Source organism: Mesorhizobium sp. M0968 (assembly GCF_040319065.1).
Taxonomy (GTDB): domain Bacteria; phylum Pseudomonadota; class Alphaproteobacteria; order Rhizobiales; family Rhizobiaceae; genus Mesorhizobium.
The window spans coordinates 174,576-197,785 of the sequence record NZ_JAMYNL010000005.1; the positions used below are offsets into that span (position 1 = coordinate 174,576).

Genomic DNA, 23,210 nt, shown 5'->3' on the forward strand with positions numbered 1-23,210 from the left:
CTATATTCATGACGATCATCATGATTGCGGCTAAATATGATGGGCATCATGTAAATGTCAACGGGGCCGACGGAGAATTTTGAAATGAAGGTCAGTCGAGAGCAGATGGCGGAGAACCGTCACCGGATATTGGATGCGGCCAGCCGGCTGTTTCGCGAGAAGGGGTTCGACGCGGTCAGCGTGGCGGAAGTGATGAAGGCCGCCGGGCTCACCCATGGCGGCTTCTATGGCCATTTCAGTTCGAAGGACGACCTGATCGCGCAGACCCTTGCCCACGTCCTCGCCGCGGACTCAGGCGGAGGGGGCGATCTTCGCGCTTATGTAGGTTCCTATCTTTCGCCCCGGCATCGCGACAACTGCGCCGGCGGTTGCCCGACGGCGGGCCTTGCCTCAGCCATCCGCCATCAGACCCCGGCTGCACGCTCGGCCATGACGGAAGGCCTACGATCGCAGATCGACCGTATCGGCAAGGCGCTCCCGGAGTTGGATCCGGCAGACAGACGCCGCGCGGCGATCGGAAGCTGGGCAGCGATGGTGGGGGCAGTAATCCTCGCCCGGGCGATCGACGATCCCGCGCTGTCGGATGAAGTGCTTGAGCAGACGCGCGCCTGGGTCGATGCCGGGATCAGCCAAGTGTCTGCCAGCTAGGTGGTCTGCGGCAGGAGTGCTCTTGTCGAGAGCAATGCGGCTATCGGCGTTGGTTGGGTGGCTATCTTGCAGAATATCGCACGGCAGCGTGCAATCAGCGGGATCCGCGGACCAAGAGGGTTTCGAACTTCCCTGTTGAGGCAACCATGCTGTCGCCCAATTTCCGCTAAACTGGCGAATGAAGCCGTTCAACGGCAGAACATCGAATGACCGCTCCTGGCGCAACTACGTCCTCAAGCGCGATCGCCGGTGATGTCCGCTGTAAGGCGGTGGCACAACTAACTTTAACGGCCGACATTAGGCGCAAAGCGGCCATTTAGGCCCGGGCGGACGTCAGTCGCCTTTGGATCATGGGCGTGAATTCGCGGGGCGGACGAGCGGCCGCTTAAGATCAAAACTCGGTCGCTCGAGGTAATTGGGTTTTGACCTCAGCGATACTCGAAGATCGACCTGAAAATCCCGGGCGCTATCACCGATAGCGGATTGACCTCCAGGTTCGGCTTGTTGGCGTTGCCCTTGAGCCTGTAGGTGACGCCGATCAGGCCGCGGTCGCGGCCGTTGCCGAGCAGTGCGCCGATCAGCGGCAGTTCGCCGAAGATGCGGTTTACGCCGTAGGCCGGCATGAACGTGCCGGTCATGTCCATATTGTTGTTCTGGTCGTAGAGCGTGCCCTGGAAGGTGGTGCCGATGCGCGAGCCGCGCAGTACGCCGTTGCGCAGCTTGAGATAGCCGCTGCCCTTATCGATCTCGCTGAAACCGCGCTCGAACTTCACCCTCGACGTGTCGAGATTGCCTTTGACCGCCTCGTTGAGGCTGCGGTTGTCGCCGGCCGGCGTCGTCGACACGATCGAGGCGAGCTTCGGCTCGTTGACGACAAAGAAGTTCTTGGCGTCGACCTGGCCTTTCATCGGACCGTCGCCGGCCCCGGTGAGCGCCAGCGTGATCGAGCCGCCTTCCATATGCTCGTAGATGTTGAGGAAGCGCAGTATGGCGCCGGCGTCGGCCGACTTCATGTTGAGCGTGCGCAGGCCGCCGCCGGTCGTGTTGCTGATGGTGATGGCGGCTCCCGAACTTGCCGTGGCGCTCACCTTGAGCCCGTTCACCCGGGACCCTGCGGCGCTGTAGTCGAGTTTCAGATTCGACAGCACCTCGTCGTGGAAGCCGGTCAGGGAGCTGACGTCGGCGCTGACCGAGATCGCATCGACGCCGGTGGTCTTGGTGGCGGTATCGACATCGGACGTGAATTGCTTGATCAGCGAGCGTGCGTCCAGCGCGCTGCCGCTGACCTCGACCGCATAGGCTTTGCCCGACCGCTTCACCGAGACGGCGACGTCGTCGCCCCTGTTCAACGTGACCTTGCTGAACCGGGCCGAGGACAAGGCGCCGTTGACCAGCACCGCGCTGCCGTCGATGGAAAAGGTCTTGCCATCGAGTTCGAAATTGGAGAGCGTCGTGGTGTCGCCGGTCTTCGCCATGGCGAAGACGACCTTGGCGGGAATGCCAGGCCCCTTGCTCCAGCCGGCCCAGGGGATGTCCAGCTTGGCATTGGTCAGGTCGGCCGACACGTTCTGGTTGCCGGTGCCACTCTTGTCGATCGCCACCTTGATGGTTCCGGAAAGCAGCGTCGACAGGCCAGGCATGGCGGTGGCGCGCGTCTTGTCGTCGAGCACCAGCGCCACTTTACGACTGCGCGGCGGGCCGCCATCCCTGAGCGGCTCGATCAGGTCGAGCTCGGCCGGAATGCCGTTGAGCAGCGCCTTGGCCGAGATCACCGCCCGGTCGGGCGCGACCGTGATCGAGCCGTCGGCATGGCTGACTGTCTGGCCCTCGAACGGCTTGCCCAGCGACAGGTCCTTGTAGTCGAGCGCCACCAGCCAATCGAGTTTGGAAGAGTCGACACCGGACTGCAGCGGAATATCGGCCTTGACGTGGCCGGTCACCGTGCCGGACAGGTCGTCCGGCAGCAGGCCGACATGGCGCATGGCGTTGATCGGGTCAAAGGATGCCAGCTCGGCGATTGCCGGCGCCTCGCCGGCGACATCGATGTCGAGCGCGCCGATCACCGGCGGATGGTTCGCCGCCTTGACGGTGAGCGTGCCGTTGCTCGCCGCCACCGTGCGGCCGCTCGGCATATAGACGCTGCCCGACGACAGCGCGACGTCGACGTCATTGCCGTGGAAGCCGACGACGCCAACGGCATCGCGGATCGGCGGAATGCGGCCGGCCGTGTCGAAGCGCGATCCTTCGACCTGGAATCGGCCGAACACTTCATCGGCGGAAAGCGGCACGCCGTTGCCGAGCCGTCCGGGCACGACCTGGAACTGCAGGCTGCCATCGACGACGCGGCCGCCGAACAGGTTCTTAAGCACCCACAGCCTGGCATTGCGCGCCGAAAACCATGGCCATAATTGCTTGACGTGCGAGACCGGCATGTCGTGGACATTGAGCGCCACCGATATGCCCGGCGCCTGGTTGGCGACGAATGAAACCGAAGCCGTGCCCAGCACTTCGCTGCCCGGTCCGGACCGGACGCCGATCTGCTCGGCGACCAGCTTTTGGCTCGTCGGCTGGTAGACGCCGGCGATACGGGCAATGAAGCTGAGCGCCGGCTCCGGCGAATCCGAAGGCGCCAGGGTCGAACCGTCGCTGGTCAGGTCGTAACGATAGGATGGCTCCTCGCCCGCTGCGCCGGTAGCCGGCTTCGGCCCGATCGAACCGGCGAAATCGAAGGTCGAGCGGCCGGTTTTCACCAGCAAGCTTTCGACCTGGATCTTGTTCGACCCGGCGACGAGCGTCGCATCGAGATCGATGTCGGCCGGAAGCAGGCCGCGCGAACCGAGATCGAGCACCGATCCGGTCAGTGACAGGGCGGCGGTCAGCCGCGAACTGTTGTCGCCGGTCCCTTCCGACCCCGCCAGCTTCAAGGCGATCGCGCCCAATTTGCCGCCTGCTGCCGCAGCGTCGGCATCCGCCGCCTGCATGCTGGCGTCCAGCGTGGTGATGCGTCGCGTCGCGGGATCACGGGTGGCGGAAGCGGCGATGGTAAGCGCCCTGCCGTCGACATCCGCATCGGATGAAAACTCCATGCTTCCCGGTCCCGTCTGCGACACGGAGGCGTCGGCGATGGTGACCGACTTGACCGATCCGGTCTCGGGCAGTTCCAGCTCGACGTTGCGCAGATCGATCTGGCGCATCGAATCCTCGCGCACCGCATCGAGCGCGCGGTTGACGTTGGCGAAGACGGCGGCGGAAAGTTTTTCCGGATCGATGAGGCCATCCTGGTTGCGCAGCCCGGCCGTCCAGTCGCCGCCGGACGGCATTGCCGCCATGACGATGTGCGCGTCGGAAATCCGGGCGCTGGTCAGCCGTACCTCGCCCGAAAGCAACGGGATCAGCCGGATGCCGAAGCGGACCCGGCCGGCATCGGCCATTGGTTTTCCGTCGGCGGTCTTGAGGCTGACGTCGCTGACCTGCAGCGCAATGAAGCTCGACCCGTCAAGCGTCAGCCGGGCCGGCCCGACGGCAACGTCGACATCGAAGCCGGCCAATCTCTCGATTGCCGTTTCGGCTTCCGCGCGAAGCCGCTCCGAGCCGAAGCCGGACACGCCGATCGCGTAGACGCCGGCGCCAGCCAGCAGCACAAGGGCGACAAGGCCGGCAAACAGCCGCGCCATCAAACGGACGCCGCGACCGATCGACGCCTGGCCGAGCGGCGGGACGCGGCACGCGGACGGAAAGGTTCCCAGGTCGGTGATCTCGTCACGCCTGAACCTGATCTTCTCGTGCTGCGGTAGCTCCTGATCCACGCAATCTTCCGTTGAAACGAATTCGATCGTGGACGAATCCCCGCTCGACATTATATCGATGCAGCCTGGCGCGTAACCTCAAACAAGGGCATCGGTATGGCTGACCTCGACGTGGGCGATGTTCCGCCGCAGTTCGAACTTCCGCGCGACGGCGGCGGTTCACTCAGCCTCGCCGCATTGCTGGGAAAACCCATCGTACTCTATTTCTACCCACAGGACGACACCACAAGCTGCACCAACGAGGCGATCGGCTTTTCGCAGTTGAAGCCGGAGTTCGAAAAGGCCGGCGCCGTCGTCATCGGGCTCTCGCCGGACAACGTCAAGAAACACGACAAATTCAAGGCGAAATACGATCTGAGCGTCGACCTTGTCGCCGACGAAGAGCGCAAAGTGATCGAGGCTTACCATTTGTGGGTGGAAAAGAAGCTCTACGGTCGCACCTATATGGGCGTCGAGCGGGCGACGTTCCTGATTGGCCGCGACGGACGCATCGCCAGGATCTGGCGCAACGTCCGCGTCAGGGGGCACGCCGAAGAAGTGCTGGAGGCGGTTCGCGCCCTTTGAGAGCTGCGCCAGGCCGCTGTAATTCGATACCCGTTTTGCGCGAAGACCTTTGCCTGTCGTTCGATCCGGCAAAACTTTGTTAACCCTAATAATGTGTAATCAGGCTCGTCGTTGGTGTCGTAACGAAAGCTTGGTCCCGTGAACGTAGCCAGTCAGTCAGCGGTCTTCGGCAGACGCAGAGAGCCCCACACGGTCATCATCGCCCGGGGCGACCAGATAAGGCATTTCACCATACGCCCTTGGCTTGCGGCATTTTGCGGCTCGGCGCTGGCGGCGGTCGTCATCGGCTACCTGCTGGCGACCTCCTATCTGGTGCTGCGCGACGATCTGATCGGCGCCACGACGGCGCGGCAGGCGCGCATGCAGCAGGCCTACGAAGACCGCATCTCGGCACTGCGCAGCCAGGTCGACCGCATCACCAGCCGCCAGCTACTCGATCAGCAGCTGATGGAAACCAAGGTCAGCGAGCTGCTGGAGCGGCAGAGCCAGCTCAGCCTGCGTCACGGCCGCCTCGGCCCGATCCTCGAACGAGCCGAAAACGAGGTCGCAACGCCGCCGGTGCCGGCGGCAAAGCCGGACGAACATGCCGACGCGACCGGCAGCATCCAGCCGACGGCCTATTCCGTCGCCAGCCTTGCCGCCCCCCTTGCCGCTGCTGTGGGCGTTGACGACACCAGGCCGTTCTCGCTGTGGTCGACCCGCGCCGATCCGCTGCCGAGCGAAAGCGCGGCCGACCGGGCAGACAAGCTCTTCGTTTCGATCAACAACTCGCTGAAGGCCATCGAGAGCCAGCAGCTCACCCGCATCGCCACACTTGCCGACAATGCCTACAAAAGCGCCGACGCGATTTCGCAGGCGCTCGAGGCCGCCGGCCTGCCCGTCGACAGCGAATTCGAAAAGAGCGACGTCGGCGGCCCGCTGATACCACTCGACAGCTCGTTGGTCTTCGACAGCAAGGTCAAGGAGTTGGACGAGGCTCTTGACGCGCTGGATCATCTTAAAAAGGAAGCGCGCCGGCTGCCGCTCGCCAACCCCGCCCCCGGCCGCAGCGTCACCAGCCCGTTCGGCGTGCGCACCGACCCCATCCTCGGCACGGCCGCCTTGCATTCCGGCATGGATTTCAGGGCGCCGGTCGGTGTGCCGGCCAAGGTCACGGCAGGCGGCGTCGTCGTCAAGGCCGGCTGGAACGGCGGCTACGGCCGCATGATCGAGGTCGACCACGGCAACGGTTTTGTAACGCGTTACGGGCATCTCAGCGAAATCGACGTCGCCGTCGGCCAGAAGCTCGATGCCGGAGACGTCATCGGCAAGACCGGCAACAGCGGCCGCTCGACCGGCCCGCACCTGCACTACGAGGTCCGCCACAATGGCGAGGCGATCGATCCGCTGCGGTTCCTGACCGTCGGCAAGAAGGTCGAGCGGTATCTGTAGAGCCGGCGATTCATTCGGCGTGAAGCCTGTCGCGCGCCAACCGCCCGCCAGGCAATATCAGAGATAGATCGCTTTCAGCCCTCAGCAGCAGCCATGAACGCGCCGAGCCGCCGGTTGAACGGCTCACCGGTCTGCTGAACGCTGTGCCCCGCGCCGGCGATCACGGCACGATCGGCACCAAGCACGTTTTCGAGCACGTCGCAGACGGCGTCGAATGCTGCGCTGTGCCCGCCGGATACCACCAGTTTCGGGAACGGCGCATCGGCAAGTTGCCGAAGCGGAATTTCGGCCTCCCATGGCCCGCGTTCGACGACGAGCATGGCCGCGCCTTGCGCGAGCGGGGGCGGCAGCGGGTCTGGCAATTGTATCGCCGAGCCGACCAGATGGAGAAACTGGCGCAAGAAAAGCGCGGGATCGTCGCGCGGTCCGCTTTGCCAGTGGGTCTTCAGGCGCGTCACGAGTTCATTGACGGCAACATCCTCGCGCGCAAGGTCAAAGGCCGGCGGCTCGATCACCGTGAGCGAACGGATTGCTCGCGGGCGCATCGCTGCTGCAAGAAGAGAGATGACGCCGCCATAGGAATGCCCGACCAGATGGACGCGGCTTTCGCCCCAGAGGTCATGCGTCCGATCGAGGAATCCGGCGACCAGTCTGGCGTCGACGACGAAATCCTCGCGTTCGGCAGGGGAACTTGATCCGTATCCCGGCCGGTCGACCACAACCAGCTTCCAGCGCTCCGCAAGCGGTTGCTGCGCGGACCACGTCATCATGCCGTTCGTGACGCTGCCGTGGACGAACAGAACCGGCGGCCCGTCGCCCCGCACCTCATAGCCGAGATCAATCCCGTCGAGGGTCAGCTTCGGCATCGCATCTCCTCCCGCAGACCGACGAGAGCAAGTATGCTCCCTGCAACGGAAAGGCGCAACGAACTCCGATCCCTGGCCGGCTCACAGCCGGGTTCCGAAATGGGCTTCAGGGCGCTGATCGGAATGCCGGTCAAAGGTCATGCCTGGCGTCCCGTCCAGCTGGTGGCGCTTCATACTGGAAAATTGCCAGAGTTGGCCCATTCGTCGGCGGGCGCGAATTCGCCGGCGTTAGAAGGACCTTGGCCGCAGGCGAATTATTTTTGAATTCCATTTGACTGAATAAATGTTCGGTGCGAACCTCTGCTCTCTCGAGAGGGCGCCAGACATGGCATTGCGCGGGACCAATCAGGAGTTCGGGCGGCCGTATAACCGGCGCATCGTGCTCGAATCCATCCGCCTTCACGGGCCAATCGCTCGCGGCGATATTGCCAGGCGGGTCGGACTCACCGTGCAGACGGTGTCTACCATCGTTCGCGAGCTGGAAGAGCACGGTTACGTGTTGTCGCTGCGCGAAGAGCCCAAGGGGCGCGGCCTGCCACCGGCAACGCTGCGCATCAATCCGGAAGGCGGCTATGCCGTCGGCATCCACGTCACCCCGCTGGGCATCAATGCCGCCCTGATCAACCTAAGCGGCGATGTTATCGAGAGCACCTACCGCGAAGCCCCAAATGCAACGCCCGACCACGCTTTCGAGCTGATCGGCGCCATGGTGCTCGAGTTGACGGCATTGCGGCCCGGTGGCCGCGTTCTCGGCATCGGCATGGCGCTGCCCGGACCGTTCGGCGTGGAGTCCATGAGCTTTGTCGGCCCGACCACCATGACCGGCTGGAAGGATGTGGCGCTGCGCGAGCGGCTGGCCGCCTCGACCGGACTGCCGGCCTTTTTCGAAACCGATATGGCGGCGGCTGCTATCGGCGAGCGCCTCTACGGCCTCGGAACGGCGTATTCCGAGTATTACTATCTTTATTTCGGCGTCGGTCTCGGCGGCGTCATGGTGCATGACGGGGCGGCATTGCGCGGCGCCTGGGGAAACGCCGGTGAAATCGGCCACATTCCCGCAGTGCCGGGCGGGGAGCCCTGCCCGTGCGGCAATCGCGGCTGCCTCGAACGGTATCTCTCGCTCGAGGCGCTGCGGCGCCGCAACATCGCCGACGCCGAGTGGGTGAGCGAGATTGCACCGATCTTCCGCAACGCCGTCACCATCATCGAAAACCTGTTCGATCCCGAAACCATCATCCTCGGCGGGCTGGCGTCCACCGAGCTGCTCGAAAGGCTTGCCGGCGCGGCCGCGCACCTGCCCAATTCGGTCTCGGCGCGAAGCGATCGCACGACGCCCCGCGTCAGCGTCGCGCGCGGCGGCCAGCATGCGGTGTTGCGCGGCGCCGCCGCGCTTGCCGTTTCCGGGGTGCTTTCGCCGCGCTTCGGCCAGATCTTCACCGCCGAGCGCGAACGCGGGCGAGATCTCTTGCATAACAAGGGGATCGCGGCATGAGCGAACCGCTGCTGGTGCTCGACAACGTCGCCAAGAATTACGGCGCCATCGAAGCGCTGAAAGGCATCAGCTTTTCGATCGACAAGGGCGAAGTGGTGGCGCTTCTGGGCGACAACGGCGCCGGCAAATCGACGCTGGTCAAGATCATTGCCGGCGGCCTCGAGCCGACCTCCGGCCGCATGCTGTTCGAAGGCAAGGAATTCCTGGCCAAATCTCCCGCCGAGGCCAAGGCCGCGGGGATCGAGACGGTCTACCAGGACCTGTCGCTTTGCACCAATGTCGACGTGGTCGCCAATTTCTTCATGGGCCGCGAGATCACCAGGAAGGTTCTCGGCATTCCGGTGCTCGACGAGCGCGCGATGGAGCAGGTGGTGCAAAAGGCGCTGGCCAGCGCCGGCACCCGCATTCCCTCGCTTCGCACCAATGTCGAGCATCTTTCCGGCGGCCAGCGGCAGGCCATCGAGCTCAATCGGTTCGTGCATTTTGGCGGCAAGCTGGTGCTTCTCGACGAGCCGTTCGCGGCACTCGGCGTCGAGCAGACGCGGCGCGGCCTCGACATGATCCGCCAGGTGGCGAGCCAGGGCATCGGCGTCGTCATCATCACCCATATCATGCAACAGGCCTTCCAGGTCGCCGACCGGATCGTGGTGATCCGGCAAGGCGTCGTGGCGGGCGATGTCGCACGCAACAAAACAAGTCCCGACGCGGTGATCAACATGATCACCGGAGAGACGCTCGCCGGTGCCGGACCGGCGAACTGAGGGACAAATGAGGGGTCCGGCGCAAGAGGAGCGAACGACATGAAGAAAATACTTCTTTCCGTCTTCGGTATCCTGGCACTGGCCTTTGCCACGCTCACGCCGGCATTCGCCCAGTCCAAGGGCACCATCTACTACATGGTGCCGACATTGCTCGATGAGTTCCAGACCGGCTCGGTGAGCGCGCTGGAACTGTTCCTGAAGCAGGTCGGCTACGAGATGAAGACGTTGAACGCCGACAACAAGACCGACGCTCAGCAATCGCAGATGAACGACGTCATCGCGCTGAAGCCGGCGGCGATCATCCTTGCCGCCGTCGATTTCAATGCGCTGAAACCGTCGATCGAGGCGGCCCGTGCCGCCGGCATCCCGGTCGTCGAGTTCGACCGCCAGATCACCTCGACCCCGTCCGACTTCACCTCGGTGGCCGGAACCGTCGAGATCGGCTACGTCGCCGCCGACCAGGCACAAAAGCTCCTGACCGCGAAGAACGGCTCGGTGAAGGGAAAGATCCTGCAGGTGCTCGGCGATCCGGGCGATCCCTACACGCTCGACATCCAGAAGGGTTTCGAGGAGAAAATGAAGGCGTTCCCGGACGTCAAGATCATCTCGCTGCCGGCCATGCAATGGGAGGCCAGCAACGCCGGCACCATCGTTGCCGACCAGATGCTCGCCAACCCCGACATCGACCTGATCTTCAGCCATGCCGCGCATCTTTCGGTCGCTGCCGTCGCCTCGCTCGAGGCCGCCGGCAAGAAGCCGGGCGACGTCATGCTGATGAGCTCGAACGGCGCTCCGGTCGGCCTCGACCTGATCCGCAAGGGCTGGCTCAACGTCGAAGTCGAGCAGCCGCTCTACGCCCAGGCCGCGGCGGTCGCGATGTTCATGGACAAGGTGGTCAACAAGCAGGAGATCAAGCCCGGCGAATATGATGTGCTTGGCCTGAAATCAACCCTGACCAAGGAAGCGTGGGGACCGAACATCAAGATCCCCGGCGCTGCGATCACCAAGGAAAATGTCGATAACCCGGCCTTCTGGGGCAACATGAAGCCGCCGACCGAAACCATAAAGCCGGTCGAATAGCGAACTCGCCAGAAGCTCCGGGCCATGCCGGCCCGGAGCCCAGCCCTGCAGCCCCGGTGCGTTCGAACGGACGCGCACGGGAATGCTGCAGCAATTTTCAACCCCGCCTGATAGTCCGAAAACCGAGTGGTTTTTCGGGGTCGGCGCCAACCGGATCCTGAGATGAACCCCCGCACGCGCCAAACCCTCGAGTTCATCCTCGACAATCTTGTCTGGTTCATGCTGGTCTTCGTGCTGGTGGTCTTTTCCATCCTTATCCCGAACTATTTTCAGCTCGGCATCTTCGCCAACATCATCGAGGCGTCGAGCGTGCTCGGCGTAATGTCGATCGGCCTGGCGCTGGTCATCATCGCCGGCCATATGGACCTGTCGGTCGAATCGGTCGCGGCGCTCAGCGCCATGGCGGTCGGCATCCTGTTCTGCTCGTCGGGCATCGGCCTTGGCATCCAGTTGCAGCCGCAATGGCTGATGGTTCCGGTTTCGCTGCTCATCGCGCTTGCCGTCGGCGGCCTCATCGGCGCCTTCAACGGCGTCCTCGTGGTCAAGGTGAAGATGAGCGCCTTCATCATCACGCTGGCGTCATACATCTGGGTGCGCGGCCTGGTGCTGGTTATTTCCGGTGGCCGCTCGGCACAGGATCTGGCGCCGGCAATCCGCTGGTTCGCCATCCAGCGCCTGGGTGGCCTGCCGCTGACTGCCTGGATCGCCATTGCGTGCTTCGTGGTGTTCTCGCTGATCATGGCCAAGACGCCCTTTGGCCGGCACCTGGTCATGATCGGCGGCAACGAGACGGCGACCTTTCGCGCCGGCATCCGCGTCAACCGCAACCTGGTCATAGCCTTCGTTCTCGCCGGCGCCATCGCCGGCCTTGCCGGTTGGCTGCTGGCGATCCGTACCTCCGGCGCGACAGCTAATCTCGGCGTCGGCCTGTTGTTCAATGCCTTCGCCGCGGTCGTCATCGGCGGCGTCAGTCTGAAGGGCGGCGTCGGCACCTTGCCCGGCGTCTATGCCGGCGTGCTGCTGCTCTCGGCCATCAACACGGCGATCAATTTGATGGGCCTGCCGGCCAACTTCACCCAGGTGATCCATGGCCTGCTGGTGCTTGCCGCCGTGCTGCTCGATGCGTTCAAGCAGACGATACGCCAGAGGCTGGCATGACCGGCCGTCTGGAAGACAAAGTCGCGCTGATCGTCGGCAGCGCACGTGGCATCGGCAAGGGCATCGCGCAGCGTTTTGCCGAAGAGGGCGCGAAGCTGGTCCTGGCCGACACCGAGGCCGAGGCGGGGCAAGCGACCGCGAACGAACTCGGCGCCGCCTTCATCCGCACCGACATCTCGCAGATGGCCGATGCGCAAGCCGCCGTGGCGCTGGCCCTCGACCGTCACGGCCGACTCGACATCATGGTGCAGAATGCCGGCATCTATCCCTGGCAATTGCTGGAAAACACCAGTCCCGACGACTGGGACCGGGTCATGGCGGTGAACTTGCGCGGCAGCTTCATCGCTGCTCGCGCCTCACTGGTGCCGATGAAGGCACAGCATTTTGGCCGCATGCTGTTCACCTCCTCGATCACCGGCCCGCATGTCACCAGCCCCGGCCACGGCCATTATTCAGCGACCAAGGCCGGCATCAATGGGCTGATCCGTTCGGCTGCGCTCGAATTCTCGGGCTACGGCATTACGGTCAACGGCGTCGAGCCCGGCAACATCCTCACCGAAGGCATAGAGCAGCATCGCGGTGCGGCCTTCATCAAGAACATGGAAGACGCCATTCCGCTCGGCCGGCTCGGCAGCCCGCGCGACGTGGCCAACGCCTTCCTGTTTCTGGCCTCGGACGACGCCAGCTACATCACGGGCACGACCATCATCGTCGACGGCGGGCAGCTTTTGCCCGAGGGCAAGGATTTCCGGCTGCTGCCGCCATGATCCTCGATTTCGGCGGCGGTTTCTTCCTGCGCCGGGCGACCACCGCCGATCATGCAGCGCTTGCGATGATCTGTCTCAAGACCGGCGATGCCGGCAAGGATGCCAGCGGCCGCGAGGACGACCCGGACCTGCTCGGCCTCCTCTACACTATTCCCTACCAGGTGCTCGAACCCGATCTGGCCTTCATTATCGATAGCCCCACAGGTGCGGCCGGCTATCTGCTTGGCGCAGCCGATACGGGCGCTTTCAATGCCAGCCTGGCATCAGACTGGTATCCGGACCTGCAGCGGCGCGTGGTAGACCCGGGACCCGACAACTCGCGCTGGCGCGGCAGCGACTGGGCGCGGTACCGGATCCACCACCCCGATTTCGCTGTTCCGCCTGCGCTGGCGGCCTACCCGTCGCATGGCCATATCGACCTGTTGCCGCAAGCGCGCGGGAAAGGCATCGGCAGGCGCGCGATGGCCTTCCTCGAGCAGCGCCTTGCCGCGAGCGGCTCGACCGGCATCCACCTCGAAGTCATGCCGGAGAACGATGGTGCGCTAAGGTTTTATAGGACGATCGGATTTCGGGTGCTGCAGCACCCGGACCTGCCGATGCATTGCGTTTACATCGGAAAACGGCTTGCTCATCGGGCAGAAGCTGCACGCTGAGCCGCGGCAAGCAATCGCACAACCTGCATGGACACTGACCGGGAGGATTATGGAAGTACAATGCTGCGGTGCTGCAGCAACCATGTGCCTCCGCGTGAACACCTTTGCCGCACCAACCGAACCTTCTGGAAGGCGCCAGGCCAACACGGTGCGGGCTAATCAGAGTGTTGGCGGAGCGTCTACTAGTGCAGTATGGGCGGCAGGGGAACATCCGCGACCGTTCCCCCGGCCACAATCGAGAGCACATAAAGCAGATAAATGGCTAATACCAACAGGGCGAGGAATGAACCGCTGGCAAAGACTCCTGCAACCGCGGCGTCGGGATAAGCTTCGACTTGTTCTTTCTTGAAGGTGTCTTCTTCGTTACGGGTTGTCTTCACAACCCGATCGCCTGGAAGCCGGTTTTTTTCAGCTTCCTTCGATATCTTATCCGCGAGATCTCCTGCGATCACGGGATCGTCCGGAAGATGACTCGCAAGCCATCCAGGAATATTTTCGCTCCCGCCCATGCCCATACGCAATTGAGATACTGCAAGTTGTAGCTTTCGGCAATCGTTTCCCTCATGAGAGGCAAGCAGATCAGACTTAAGTCCCTGCGGAAAGACGGTTTGAATCAGACCAAAGTCCGAGTAGCACAGTGGTCGGATGCGTCTCACCTGGCGATCAGCTTGAGCGGTGTAGCCCAAACTGAACACATCGAGGAAAATGGTGGGCGATGACGGGCTCGAACCGCCGACATCTTCGGTGTAAACGAAGCGCTCTACCAACTGAGCTAATCGCCCGCTCCGGGCCGGACCTTTAAGCAGTTAGGACCGGCTTCGCAAGGCCAAATGAGCGGCCAGTGGCTTGGCCGGGAGCCGGTTTCGGCAACAAAGTTCGGCTTGTCAAAAAACCTTCTGCTGTTTGCTGTTATGCTGTCCGGGTCCGCTTGACACCCGGTGGCTTACCCCTTATCCACCGCCCCAACGACGAACACGGCTGACACGTGCTCGTCCATGCGCGGGTGTAGCTCAGTTGGTTAGAGTGCCGGCCTGTCACGCCGGAGGTCGCGGGTTCGAGCCCCGTCACTCGCGCCATTTTTCAATGACTTAGTCGTTGGAGATGGCCAAAAAGTCTGAATGCCAGACCGGCAATTCAGACTTTCTCCCTTATTTGTTCCGCAAAGCATTGCGTCCGACGCGACGAGCATCGTCCGCTCGGCGGACCATTTCGACCTGGACCGGGACATATGTCTGTTCAAGCTTCTTCGACTCGGAAAGCGAGTTCGCCAGCTTGGCCGACAGCGCCGTTCCTTCGACTCCGCCGGCAACAGCCTCGGTGCTCCCCGATCGCCTGAAGTCCAGCATCATCCTGGTATCCCCTGGGAAGACCACCTTACGGACATCGCGGAAATCCTCCGAGAACGAGTTCTTCCGATAGGCCGCACCTCGGCGAGTGCGGAAGATCTCCATGCTGCTGATCGGCTCGGCGTCACCGAACTGCTGCTTCAAATACCATTTGAACAGCCGTTCCGATCTGCGCGACAGCGTCAAGACGCCATCGCGCCCAGTTTTCCCGCGCACGATATCGAACCAGACACCCTTGTTGTCCTCACGGCGTTGGGAGAGCTTCAGTGTCCGTGCATCAACGGGCGCCACAGCGCCGTCCCACATGCAGGCCAGCGCAGCCGCCAAGCCGCGATATCCCATGCGCAGAGCGCCTTTGACCAGTCTGACGGCTTCGCCTTCAGTCCAGGTTTGAGACCTTCCCTTCGGCTCGGTATTGACGACGGCGAGCGATGGATCCTGGTCGGCCTCACAGTATTTCAGCGCTGCCATGACCTTCCAAAGCGCTCGCCAGATCTTCATTGCCCGATGGGCTTCACGCAGGCTCTTCCCGTTCTCGATGCCCTGTCGCCATTCCGACAGGGTAGGCATAGTCACGAGCTTTGGTGGAAAGCGCCCAAACACCGGCCCAATATATTTCCAGCCGCGCTCCCAATCCTCTCGAGTCCGAACGGCCTTTTTCGCCCACTCGTTGGTTCCGCGGTAGACGTCAAAGGCCTCGCCGATCGATCCGGCAGGCCATGTCTCGTGCAGGGGGATCTCGACAGAAACTTCGGGCGACGCTTGACGGGCATCCCATGCGGCGTTCAACTTCTCAGCGACCGACCAGGCGGACGGCCCGTCTGGGCCACATGACGTTGGCCGGAATCCGAGCGCGCGCATGGCGGCAGTGGGCTGCCAATAGCCCCTGCCCTTGATGACGCTGTAATAGCGCACCCTCACTTTGCCCATGCCTTCTCCCGCACAGCCCGCAACATTGCAGCCTGAGCGGAAGCCGGATCGTCCGCGCGGGTCAAACCCGCTCTGAAGTCGATCCACTTATCCACAGCTTCTAAACAGTAATTCCCCAGCACCGGCTCGGCCTTGGGGAAGCCGGCGGACTCGAGAGCAAGGCGCTTTTCCGCGAACACAGCCGGTGTCACCCCAAGGCGCCTTGCGACCTTCTCAGGCGGGACCATCCGCGGCTGGATCGGGAAGCGGACGCCCATCAGTCATAGCCTTCCAGCCAGAGCCGATAGGCTTTGTCGATCTCGCGGAAGTTGTCCGCCTTGGCGTCGTCGTAGTCGAAGTCGACGCGGCTTTTGACGCCGCATTGCGCCTTCAGCCAAGCTGCGGCCTCGTCGGCCGAGGCCACGGTGACGCCGAACTTCTTCCCTATGAACGTCCAGAAGCCCTTTTCACCGCACATCATCCCGGCCTGCCGAGCGAGCGGGCCGCCTTTGCGCGGCGGTTCTAACGGCGTCGCTTTAAGCTCGGCCTCGTTTAAGGGGGAAACCGTGCCTACCGGCGGCTGCCCTGTCACCGGCACGGTTTCCATCGCGTTACCCTGCGCCGTCCGGATTTTCTCACCGGCAGGGGTCTGCGATTCGATAGGCGCCACCACATCAATGACGAGCTCGTCGGCCTCGATCCTGATGCGCCAGGCTTCGCAGTCGGCTGCGGCGCCACCGAGCAGCTGCTCGATCGCATCCCGAACCGGGAAGGCGTACCGGTGGACGAGCGTTGGCGTCATAGCCCGATCTCCTCGAGGAAAGTTTCCAGCCCGGCCGGCTTGTCTACCGGCCGAAAGAACGACCAAATCTCGTTCCATACGCGATCGCCGCTTTCGGCCAGGCGGTGATTGGCTCGGGCGAACTGCACGTCGCGATCCTCGAAGGCCTTACGGCGAGACATACGCGACAGTTTGCGGTGGCGAGACCAGAACGTCTTGAAGCGGCGCTGCAACGAACCGGGCAACATGCGAAAGCATTTCCGGCAGATGATGCTGTCAGCACCTGGATGCCGTTCCTGGGCGGCGGTCCGCCCACAGCGTGGGTTCACGCAGGCTATTCGGTCCGACATGGATCGCCCTCCCAGGTCTGAGAGTTATCGGGCAAGCCGAACAGGCTGTCCCCGACCTCGACAAGCGCGAACTCGCCGCTGGCGCGGATCGCCACTACCACCGCGTCAGGGACATCCTGGAACGGTTCATCGAACCACCACTGCCGGCGGCCATCGACGATCTGCTGATGCAGCTTATCGCCGGCGCGAAGGCGGGCCAAGACGCTACCGGCTTTCATTGGCGCGGCTCCATGACGACGGCGAGATCGGTGATGTCGCGCGCCTCGCGTCGCGACATATCAGGCGCCGTGGCGCAGGCGGACAGCGCGATCGCGACAAGGGCGACGACAATCTTGCTCATCCGAGATCACCCCACATGATGAGGTTGCCTTGAAACTCGTCGATACCGGGATGATTCTGCCTCCAGAACGCTTTCATATCCGCCCACGACGAGAAGCCGTCGGCGATCGCGAAACCTTCCAATCCGCCGGGGAACCCAAACCCGGGCAGGATGATGCCTTCCGCTTCGGGGTCGGCGTCATCGAACAGGATCGTGATCTTGACGACCTCGATGCATTCGGCGCGGCCGATCAGCTCGCACTGCTTTGTCCGCATCCCGCGATAGAGCTGCAGCTGCTCGCCCGGCATGGCATGGCGCTTCCGATCGGCTCGGATCGTCTGCCGTTTGGTGCCGGCTTTGATCGGTGTGACGAAGCGCTGCTTGAAGGAATAGGCGACCATCAGCCGGCCTCCGCTGGAGCGCCGGCGGCTCGGAGCTTCAAAAGACAGATTGTCCGGCGGTATGCCTCCACTTGAGAAACCGGTGTCGCCTTCTGTGGAACAGCGACGCCCGCGCATTCATCGTAGACCGCGAGTCGTTCGGCCGTCGCCTCGTCGACGGCCGCTAGCAGCGCCGTCACGCCGGCGATCGAGAACATCGCGCGTTCCTTGGCGGCGTGCTTCTTGACGTGCGCGCGAATGGCTTCGATGTGATCCGTCACCGCGGCCATCAGAACGGAATCTCGTCGTCAAGTTCGCGGCTGGACTGTCGGTTGCCGCCGCCACCGCCCTGCCCTCCGCTTCCGAATCCACCGCCACCTCCGAAGTCGCTCGATCGACCGCCGCTACTGCCGCCGCTCGGTGGTCTGCCGCGATCGTCATCCCGATCGCCGCTTCCTCCGTTCTTCGTGTCCAGCATCTGGAGCTCGCCGCGGAACTTCTGCAGGACGATCTCCGTGGTGTAGCGGTCGTTGCCGGATTGATCCTGCCACTTCCGGGTCTGCAGCTGGCCCTCGACGTAGACCTTGGCGCCCTTCTTTAGATATTGTTCTGCGACCTTGGCCAAATTGTCGTTAAAAATGACCACGTTATGCCACTCCGTTTTCTCTTTGCGCTCCCCGCTGTTCTTGTCACGCCATGACTCCGACGTCGCGATGCGGATGTTGACGACCGGGTCGCCGGAATTGAGCCGGCGGATCTCTGGGTCGGCGCCAAGGTGGCCAATCAAGATGCATTTATTGACGGATCCGGCCATCAGATATCTCCCATGATTGCAGAGGTGAGCCGGTAGAAGCCGCGCTGCGGTTCCTCGAGAAGGCCGTTGCTTCTCAGCCGGGAAAGGTATGTGCCGAACGAACCGCCGCCGGCCGCCATGCCGATTTGTTGGGCGAGATCGTCGCGGCTGATCTGGTTCGGGTAGAAGTTGCGGAGGACGTCGAGCATCGGCCCGACCGCAGCGATCTTGCTCTTCCACATAGCCAAGCGCTCGTCAGGCGTCCGCGGCATATCGGGGATGTCACCGCCGATCGCGTCGACACCAACTTGCGTCGCGAACCAGAGGTCGCCACGCTGTTCCACGGCACCCTTCGTCCGGAGTCGACTCTTGTAGGTCGACCAGGTGCCACCGGTGCGTTTGAAGCCGGCCAGGCTCGCCCATTGCGCTTCGGTGTAGCCCGCCGGATAGGCGCCGACGAGAAGGGCCAGCGGTTTGCGCTCGGCACCGAGCTCGAACAACGCTTCAGTTTTCGGCGCCGATGTCCAGCTAGGCTTCAGTTGCTTCTCGGGGGAAGTGGTTCCCTCCCGTGGATTCGAACCACGATTCGCGGCGTCAAAGGCCGATGTCCTACCGTTAGACGAAGAGGGAAAACTCGTTGAAGCGACGTCAACTACCATATCCGGGATACGGAGCGCCTCCAACGCGTTTCGAACTGCGGCCAGCGCGACGGCAGCGCCGAGCGTCTTGCCGTGGTCGACTCCCTCATCGCGCCCTTGGCGAAGCCCGTGTTCGAAGCCACGCTTTTCGGCTGCCTCGATCTCCGCTGTTGTCGCGGTACTGCTCAGTTCTGAGGCGTTTTCGATCCGTCTCTGCGGCGTCAGTGCCGCGCGCAGCGCGTCGACGTCAACGCCGGTCAGCGCCGGCGCCACAACGGTTTCGCCATCGTCTGGCGTCCGGCTCGAATCGAAGGTGCTGATCGGGGGAAACTTGACGAGTTTCAGGACATCGTCAGCCGGTGACCACACCCAGCCCTGCCCGCGCGGCAGCGTCGGCAGCGACTTCATCACCGCCTTCGCCTGGTCAGCATCGGCGTTGCCCTTTACCCAGTCATCGATCGCCTTGCGATCCTGCGGGCTGGTCAGCTTCAGCGCGATCAAGGTGCCGATCTGGCTGAGGACGTTCTTATGGATCACGGCGGGCCGCTGGCTGATCATGAGGGGGCGGAAGCCCTTGATGCGGCCGCGGCGCACAATCTTGTCGAAAGCGCCGAAGAGACGTTGCTCGCCATCGGCGAGGCGTTGTGCCGCGACCTCGTCGGCTTCGTCGACGATGAGATGCAGCGCCGCCTTGTTTCTTGCATAGAGATTTTCCAGAAAAGGCGTCAGGAATCGGTTCTTCTCGCCGCCGGTCATCTCCGAAGTGTCGATGATGGCCTGGACGTCGCGTTCCGCGAGCGCCAGGGCTAGCGCCTTGCCGGCCTCGCTAGTCGGGTCGATCGGGATGTCGGCGTGATCGCCGCCGAAGATGAGGACGGGGAACCCACCCTTGGAGTTTCCATCGGCGCCGGCGCGCAGACCGTACCATGCGCCGGTTGGATCGAGAATGATGACGCGGCGGCCGAGCTCGAGCAGCCGTTCGACCGCGCCCTTCGCGGCAAAGGTCTTGCCGGCGCCGGTGGTGCCGACGATGGCGGTAGGCTTGTCCAGGAAGGGCGCGATGTCCATCGTGACGCCCTCAGCTCGAAACCAGTTCGAAGCGGGCGCCGAGCTTATCGGTAACAATCGGCCCTTTCCCCTTCTTGCCGGCTTCGATGACGGGGACGCCCGTGATCTTCAGCGCTTCGCCTTTCGCGTTGAACCCGCTGATCGTGATCGACGCGCTGGCCCGCTTCGCGGACCAATTCAGAACTTTCTTCGGTACAGCCATTTCAGTGCTTCCCTTGTTCGCCGCCGGCACCATGCCGATCGGGATCTCCAGGCGCGCGCGGATGGCGTGCCAATCGCATCTTGAGACTGTCGTCGACCCACCAAAGGCGCTCGAAAGCCCAGTCGTCGGCGCGCAGTAGGCGCATCGCCAGGAGGACGAGCGTGCGGGCGAGCGCGAGGCGGGTGTAACGCATCAGAATAACCTCCCCTTGGCCTCTTCGGCGTCAGCGACCATACGATAATCGGTGGCGATCGCCTCCATCAGCGCGGTTTGTCGATCGGCGAGCTGCTGCGTCATGCGGCCTTCGGAGACCAGGCGCGGATAGACCCGCCGGCGCTGCTTAACCTCACGGTCGGCGCATTCGGCCTTGTCGCGAGCAGTGAAAGCCTCAGCCATTGGTGCCGCTCCGCTTGCGCAGCTGGTAGCCCATGCCGGCCTCGGACAGGATCGGCGCGCCGGCGGCGCGCAGCTGGCAGATGTAGCGATAGATCGTGCGCTCGCAGACGCCGACACGGCTCGCCAGCTTGTCGGCGGTGGTGACTTGGTGGTCGCCGAGCGCGGCGAGGACCTCATTCAGCTTGGCTTCACAGAGGCCGGGCATCGTCACCACCTCGGCTCGTCATCATCATCGGCCGGCGCGTCGAGATCTACACCGCCTGCAGCGCGATCCTCGTCAGGCGGCGCCAGATAGAGGGCCGGCTTGGCGTAGGGTGCATTTCGGATCAGCACGGTGCGCTCGTCGGTGAGCGTGTTTGAGAAGATCGCGGAGCCGCCGTAGAAGTGCGTCACCCATCCCTTCACCAAGGGTTCCGGCGCCGGCTTATCTTCGCTCGGCGTCGACCATTCGATTTCGGGGACGTCGATACGAAGCATCTTGGCGCCGAAGCGCTCCACCTCGATGCCGCGCCCCCAGTGGGTGCGATGCCCGAAAATCTCGACGAGCATCCATTCGAAGGCCTCGTCGATCGGCTGGACAGTTTCAGCTGCGGTTTCCATCAGAACCTCATGTCTTTGCGCCAGGCATCGGGATCGACGACCTCTCTGGTCGGCGCCGGCGCTGCAGGCTTAGGTTGGGGATCGGAGGTCCGCTTCACCCATTCCAGGCGAGCGGTGTGCACGACATCGACCCGTTTGGGATCGGTAGGCATGTTCGACTTGTGGAGGATCCAGTCGAGATAGTCGGTCGGGATCTCGGAGAACCGTTTGCCCTGGTGCTCGCCGAAGTCGATCTTCAGGAGCAGGATCGGCTTTGCGGAGATCTCGACCAGCGTCTCCGGCGGGTAAAGCTTCAGCAGATCGAGCAGGACATGCGCGGTGACCCATGTGTCGGGGCCGGCGCGGTGCGAGGGTTCCGTTCTGGGATCATCGAGGCAGAGCCCGCGTTCATACCGGATGGATCCGTTCTTGTGGCTCTGCAGCTCCGGCCATGCTGTGCGGGCCGCCTTGAAGGTGCAGATCCACGGCAGCGCGTTTCCGCGAATGAAACGACTGTCGAAGTCGACATTGTGGGCGCACAGATAGTCGGCGCCGGCGGTTACGAGCTGGCGGGCTTCAGCGGGGTTGATTCCCTCTCCTGCTACCGCATCGGTGATGTGGTGGACCGCCATCGCGGGAAAGCTGATCGGCATGCCCGGGTTGACGAGTCTGGAATGCGGACCGCTTTCGATCCCCCAGCCGGCCGGAAACAGCCGCAGATCGGTCCAGCCGATTTCCACCATTTCGGCGGGATCGTCCATGCCTGTGGTCTCTACGTCGACCACGCGGATGAGGGTGAGCAGGTCAGCCACCGGCGATCTCTCTTTCCAGGGAGACTTCGTCGCCCCGGAAGCGATCCAGCATGTTGATGACCGAGTTCGCGCTGCGGTCCAGGAGCGAGCCGACCAACGTGTCAGGCGCGAGATCGGCCTCGGTCAGCTCGACCGCGCGCATTGCTCTGCGAAGCAGGATCATCATGGCCTATTCCTCCTCCACGGAACCGGGCTCAGGAGCCTCGGCGTCTTCTTCGGCAGCGAAGCCGTCCAGCCAGGCCTGCCTTTCGGCCTCCCTGCCCTCAGCCTTGAAGTCCACCGGGATCGCCTTCTTGCTCATGTTGCGGCGGTAGGCGGCGCGGCCCATTCGGGTCGCCTTGGCGATTGGATCGCCGTCGTCCGGGTCTCGGGAGGAGGTTTGGCCGGACGACGGCTGTTGTCCGGTAGCGGCCTTCGGGGTGGAGGCCTGCTTTCCGGACGTCTCGGAGCCAGCGGGGGACGAGCCGGCTTCCGATTTCGGGGCTGCTTTGTCGGCGGCCGCTTTCTTGTTGTCGACGATCGTCTCACCGCCGTCGGCGAGCTGATCGAGCTTGCCTTTGAGATCGGCAGGCTGGTCGCCCTTCGGCTTCGCAATCGGGAACATTTCCTCGACCGAGGACTCGCCACTCTTCAGCGCGGAATGCATGCCGATCAGCGTTGCCATATGATCGAGGCTGATATCGTCGAGCCCATTGATTTCGAGGACCGCAAAGACGCGCTCCGGCGTGATGCCGAAGGCGGCAAATGCCTTCATCGCCTCGGCGCGGCGCTCGACCAACGTCTTGATGTCACCGGCGATGACCTTCTCGACTTGGGCATAGGCTTTGCGCCACACCGCCTTGGGAACGCCGGCCAGGATGGCGTTGCGTTTCGCGATCGACGACGCCGCGTTGCCTGTCACGATGATCATATCGTCGGTGAGGACCCTGCCCTGCTTATCACTGATGCGCCGGCGGACGCGCGATGTCGTCGCGGCGTTGGTCTCGAGGTCATGAAACACGCCTTCGGCCTCGACGTATTTCTCGATACGGTCGACGTGCACGACGCGGGTACCGACTCGATTGTTCCCCCAGCAGCTTTGAATAATCTCGGCAAGCCGGACCGACGGACCCTTGATTGCTTTGCCGCCGCGCGGAAGGGCGTAGACGCATTCCTTCGCGGTCTCCTCGTCGAGCGTAGCCAAGGTGAGGATGTTCTTCACCGCCTGGTCGACACTGCGCGGAAAGGCATGCGCCGTCGTGATCTGCTGATCGACCTCAGCCATCGCTATGGAGACAGCCAAGCTTTGATTGCCGGCTTGATAGCCTGCTGGAAGCCCTGAGGTGACTTCCCCGGTATCCATGTCGATCGTCTCGACGGCATTACCTGATCGCGTGTTCATCAAATCGGTCTCCTTGGTTGCCGCCGGCGA

31 protein-coding genes, 3 tRNA genes and 1 pseudogene are annotated in these 23,210 nt (G+C 63.3%); 11 read left to right on the forward strand and 24 right to left on the reverse strand.

The annotated features are described in order from the left end of the window. The first annotated feature begins 84 nt into the window (after window positions 1-84). Window positions 85-648, forward strand: a complete 564-nt coding sequence (locus NKH67_RS11130; protein WP_352501678.1) for a TetR/AcrR family transcriptional regulator — start codon at window positions 85-87, stop codon at window positions 646-648. A 428-nt stretch (window positions 649-1,076) separates the two neighbouring features. Here NKH67_RS11130 and NKH67_RS11135 read toward each other — a convergent pair whose 3' ends face one another. Next, window positions 1,077-4,454: a hypothetical protein gene (locus tag NKH67_RS11135; RefSeq protein WP_352501561.1), complete on the reverse strand. Its 3,378-nt coding sequence runs from the start codon at window positions 4,452-4,454 to the stop codon at window positions 1,077-1,079. 96 nt (window positions 4,455-4,550) lie between these two features. On the opposite strand from NKH67_RS11135, the gene NKH67_RS11140 reads away from it, so the two are divergent. Together NKH67_RS11140 and NKH67_RS11145 are read left to right on the forward strand one after the other, a co-directional pair. Further along, a complete protein-coding gene (locus NKH67_RS11140) occupies window positions 4,551-5,018 on the forward strand; it encodes a peroxiredoxin (protein WP_352501560.1) in 468 nt (155 codons plus the stop codon). Between the two features lie 138 nt (window positions 5,019-5,156). Next, window positions 5,157-6,449: a M23 family metallopeptidase gene (locus NKH67_RS11145; RefSeq protein WP_352501559.1), complete on the forward strand. Its 1,293-nt coding sequence runs from the start codon at window positions 5,157-5,159 to the stop codon at window positions 6,447-6,449. A gap of 74 nt (window positions 6,450-6,523) precedes the next feature. On the opposite strand, the gene NKH67_RS11150 is transcribed toward NKH67_RS11145, so the two are convergent. Next, a complete protein-coding gene (locus NKH67_RS11150; RefSeq protein ID WP_352501558.1) occupies window positions 6,524-7,315 on the reverse strand; it encodes an alpha/beta fold hydrolase in 792 nt (263 codons plus the stop codon). Window positions 7,316-7,640: 325 nt separating this feature from the next. Here NKH67_RS11150 and NKH67_RS11155 point away from each other — a divergent pair, with 325 nt between their 5' ends. From NKH67_RS11155 to NKH67_RS11180, 6 genes are all read left to right on the forward strand, one after another. Next, window positions 7,641-8,807: an ROK family transcriptional regulator gene (locus tag NKH67_RS11155; protein WP_352471948.1), complete on the forward strand. Its 1,167-nt coding sequence runs from the start codon at window positions 7,641-7,643 to the stop codon at window positions 8,805-8,807. Continuing rightward, window positions 8,804-9,568: an ATP-binding cassette domain-containing protein gene (locus tag NKH67_RS11160; protein WP_352471950.1), complete on the forward strand. Its 765-nt coding sequence runs from the start codon at window positions 8,804-8,806 to the stop codon at window positions 9,566-9,568. The genes NKH67_RS11155 and NKH67_RS11160 overlap by 4 nt, the downstream gene beginning before the upstream one ends. Before the next feature lie 39 nt (window positions 9,569-9,607). Then, window positions 9,608-10,648 carry a sugar ABC transporter substrate-binding protein gene (locus tag NKH67_RS11165; RefSeq protein ID WP_352501557.1) on the forward strand — a complete coding sequence of 347 codons (1,041 nt, stop codon included), beginning with the start codon at window positions 9,608-9,610 and terminating at the stop codon, window positions 10,646-10,648. Between the two features lie 162 nt (window positions 10,649-10,810). Further along, a complete protein-coding gene (locus NKH67_RS11170; protein ID WP_352471952.1) occupies window positions 10,811-11,806 on the forward strand; it encodes an ABC transporter permease in 996 nt (331 codons plus the stop codon). Continuing rightward, window positions 11,803-12,573 (forward strand): SDR family oxidoreductase, encoded by a 771-nt coding sequence (locus tag NKH67_RS11175; RefSeq protein WP_352471953.1) that lies wholly within the window; start codon window positions 11,803-11,805, stop codon window positions 12,571-12,573. Before NKH67_RS11170 ends, NKH67_RS11175 begins: the two co-directional genes overlap by 4 nt. After that, window positions 12,570-13,226 carry a GNAT family N-acetyltransferase gene (locus NKH67_RS11180; RefSeq protein ID WP_352471954.1) on the forward strand — a complete coding sequence of 219 codons (657 nt, stop codon included), beginning with the start codon at window positions 12,570-12,572 and terminating at the stop codon, window positions 13,224-13,226. The genes NKH67_RS11175 and NKH67_RS11180 overlap by 4 nt, the downstream gene beginning before the upstream one ends. A gap of 182 nt (window positions 13,227-13,408) precedes the next feature. Here the strand turns inward: NKH67_RS11180 and NKH67_RS11185 are convergent, their stop codons facing one another. Together NKH67_RS11185 and NKH67_RS11190 are read right to left on the reverse strand one after the other, a co-directional pair. Then, window positions 13,409-13,912: a hypothetical protein gene (locus NKH67_RS11185; RefSeq protein WP_352471956.1), complete on the reverse strand. Its 504-nt coding sequence runs from the start codon at window positions 13,910-13,912 to the stop codon at window positions 13,409-13,411. A 20-nt stretch (window positions 13,913-13,932) separates the two neighbouring features. Continuing rightward, window positions 13,933-14,008, reverse strand: a tRNA-Val gene (locus tag NKH67_RS11190). Between the two features lie 217 nt (window positions 14,009-14,225). Here NKH67_RS11190 and NKH67_RS11195 point away from each other — a divergent pair. Continuing rightward, window positions 14,226-14,302: transfer RNA gene (locus NKH67_RS11195), tRNA-Asp, on the forward strand. Between the two features lie 72 nt (window positions 14,303-14,374). Here NKH67_RS11195 and NKH67_RS11200 read toward each other — a convergent pair. The 11 genes from NKH67_RS11200 to NKH67_RS11250 all read right to left on the reverse strand — a co-directional run bounded on the left by NKH67_RS11200 (window position 14,375) and on the right by NKH67_RS11250 (window position 18,734). After that, window positions 14,375-15,502, reverse strand: coding sequence for a site-specific integrase (locus tag NKH67_RS11200; protein WP_353030764.1), 1,128 nt, complete (start codon window positions 15,500-15,502; stop codon window positions 14,375-14,377). Beyond that, a complete protein-coding gene (locus NKH67_RS11205; protein WP_353030766.1) occupies window positions 15,490-15,759 on the reverse strand; it encodes a hypothetical protein in 270 nt (89 codons plus the stop codon). The genes NKH67_RS11200 and NKH67_RS11205 overlap by 13 nt, the downstream gene beginning before the upstream one ends. Then, on the reverse strand, window positions 15,759-16,283 hold the full coding sequence (locus NKH67_RS11210) for a hypothetical protein (protein ID WP_353030768.1): 525 nt from the start codon (window positions 16,281-16,283) through the stop codon (window positions 15,759-15,761). The genes NKH67_RS11205 and NKH67_RS11210 overlap by 1 nt, the downstream gene beginning before the upstream one ends. After that, window positions 16,280-16,510: a hypothetical protein gene (locus NKH67_RS11215; RefSeq protein ID WP_353030770.1), complete on the reverse strand. Its 231-nt coding sequence runs from the start codon at window positions 16,508-16,510 to the stop codon at window positions 16,280-16,282. Before NKH67_RS11215 ends, NKH67_RS11210 begins: the two co-directional genes overlap by 4 nt. Window positions 16,511-16,596: 86 nt before the next feature. Further along, window positions 16,597-16,830, reverse strand: coding sequence for a hypothetical protein (locus NKH67_RS11220; RefSeq protein WP_353030772.1), 234 nt, complete (start codon window positions 16,828-16,830; stop codon window positions 16,597-16,599). Continuing rightward, window positions 16,827-16,952 carry a hypothetical protein gene (locus tag NKH67_RS11225; RefSeq protein ID WP_353030774.1) on the reverse strand — a complete coding sequence of 42 codons (126 nt, stop codon included), beginning with the start codon at window positions 16,950-16,952 and terminating at the stop codon, window positions 16,827-16,829. Before NKH67_RS11225 ends, NKH67_RS11220 begins: the two co-directional genes overlap by 4 nt. Continuing rightward, the gene (locus NKH67_RS11230; RefSeq protein ID WP_353030776.1) at window positions 16,949-17,332 is read right to left on the reverse strand and encodes an ASCH domain-containing protein; all 384 of its coding nucleotides are present in this window, start codon (window positions 17,330-17,332) and stop codon (window positions 16,949-16,951) included. The genes NKH67_RS11225 and NKH67_RS11230 overlap by 4 nt, the downstream gene beginning before the upstream one ends. Then, window positions 17,332-17,601, reverse strand: a complete 270-nt coding sequence (locus tag NKH67_RS11235) for a hypothetical protein (protein WP_353030778.1) — start codon at window positions 17,599-17,601, stop codon at window positions 17,332-17,334. Before NKH67_RS11235 ends, NKH67_RS11230 begins: the two co-directional genes overlap by 1 nt. Next, window positions 17,601-18,125 (reverse strand): single-stranded DNA-binding protein, encoded by a 525-nt coding sequence (gene ssb / locus NKH67_RS11240; protein ID WP_353030780.1) that lies wholly within the window; start codon window positions 18,123-18,125, stop codon window positions 17,601-17,603. Before ssb ends, NKH67_RS11235 begins: the two co-directional genes overlap by 1 nt. Further along, entirely contained in the window at window positions 18,125-18,604 is a 480-nt protein-coding gene (locus NKH67_RS11245) for a type IV toxin-antitoxin system AbiEi family antitoxin domain-containing protein (RefSeq protein ID WP_353030782.1), read from the reverse strand. The genes ssb and NKH67_RS11245 overlap by 1 nt, the downstream gene beginning before the upstream one ends. A 56-nt stretch (window positions 18,605-18,660) precedes the next feature. Further along, a tRNA-Gln gene (locus tag NKH67_RS11250) sits at window positions 18,661-18,734 on the reverse strand. Between the two features lie 536 nt (window positions 18,735-19,270). Between NKH67_RS11250 and NKH67_RS11255 the strand changes: the two genes are divergently transcribed. Continuing rightward, the gene (locus tag NKH67_RS11255) at window positions 19,271-19,552 is read left to right on the forward strand and encodes a hypothetical protein (RefSeq protein WP_353030784.1); all 282 of its coding nucleotides are present in this window, start codon (window positions 19,271-19,273) and stop codon (window positions 19,550-19,552) included. Here NKH67_RS11255 and NKH67_RS11260 read toward each other — a convergent pair. From NKH67_RS11260 to NKH67_RS11300, 9 genes and pseudogenes are all read right to left on the reverse strand, one after another. Next, window positions 19,493-19,810 (reverse strand): annotated as a pseudogene (locus NKH67_RS11260) (helicase HerA domain-containing protein); the annotation flags it as partial. The gene NKH67_RS11255 and the pseudogene NKH67_RS11260 sit on opposite strands and share 60 nt — an antisense overlap. 10 nt (window positions 19,811-19,820) lie before the next feature. Beyond that, a complete protein-coding gene (locus tag NKH67_RS11265; RefSeq protein ID WP_353030786.1) occupies window positions 19,821-20,012 on the reverse strand; it encodes a hypothetical protein in 192 nt (63 codons plus the stop codon). Between the two features lies 1 nt (window position 20,013). Then, on the reverse strand, window positions 20,014-20,205 hold the full coding sequence (locus NKH67_RS11270) for a hypothetical protein (RefSeq protein WP_353030788.1): 192 nt from the start codon (window positions 20,203-20,205) through the stop codon (window positions 20,014-20,016). Continuing rightward, on the reverse strand, window positions 20,205-20,408 hold the full coding sequence (locus NKH67_RS11275; RefSeq protein WP_353030790.1) for a hypothetical protein: 204 nt from the start codon (window positions 20,406-20,408) through the stop codon (window positions 20,205-20,207). Before NKH67_RS11275 ends, NKH67_RS11270 begins: the two co-directional genes overlap by 1 nt. Further along, window positions 20,401-20,613 carry an HTH domain-containing protein gene (locus NKH67_RS11280; RefSeq protein ID WP_353030792.1) on the reverse strand — a complete coding sequence of 71 codons (213 nt, stop codon included), beginning with the start codon at window positions 20,611-20,613 and terminating at the stop codon, window positions 20,401-20,403. The genes NKH67_RS11275 and NKH67_RS11280 overlap by 8 nt, the downstream gene beginning before the upstream one ends. Before the next feature lie 2 nt (window positions 20,614-20,615). Beyond that, on the reverse strand, window positions 20,616-21,008 hold the full coding sequence (locus NKH67_RS11285; protein WP_353030794.1) for a hypothetical protein: 393 nt from the start codon (window positions 21,006-21,008) through the stop codon (window positions 20,616-20,618). Beyond that, the gene (locus tag NKH67_RS11290) at window positions 21,008-21,799 is read right to left on the reverse strand and encodes a hypothetical protein (RefSeq protein ID WP_353030796.1); all 792 of its coding nucleotides are present in this window, start codon (window positions 21,797-21,799) and stop codon (window positions 21,008-21,010) included. Before NKH67_RS11290 ends, NKH67_RS11285 begins: the two co-directional genes overlap by 1 nt. Beyond that, window positions 21,792-21,965, reverse strand: a complete 174-nt coding sequence (locus NKH67_RS11295) for a hypothetical protein (RefSeq protein WP_353030798.1) — start codon at window positions 21,963-21,965, stop codon at window positions 21,792-21,794. The genes NKH67_RS11290 and NKH67_RS11295 overlap by 8 nt, the downstream gene beginning before the upstream one ends. Window positions 21,966-21,968: 3 nt before the next feature. Beyond that, a complete protein-coding gene (locus tag NKH67_RS11300; RefSeq protein ID WP_353030800.1) occupies window positions 21,969-23,180 on the reverse strand; it encodes a hypothetical protein in 1,212 nt (403 codons plus the stop codon). Window positions 23,181-23,210: the final 30 nt, after the last annotated feature.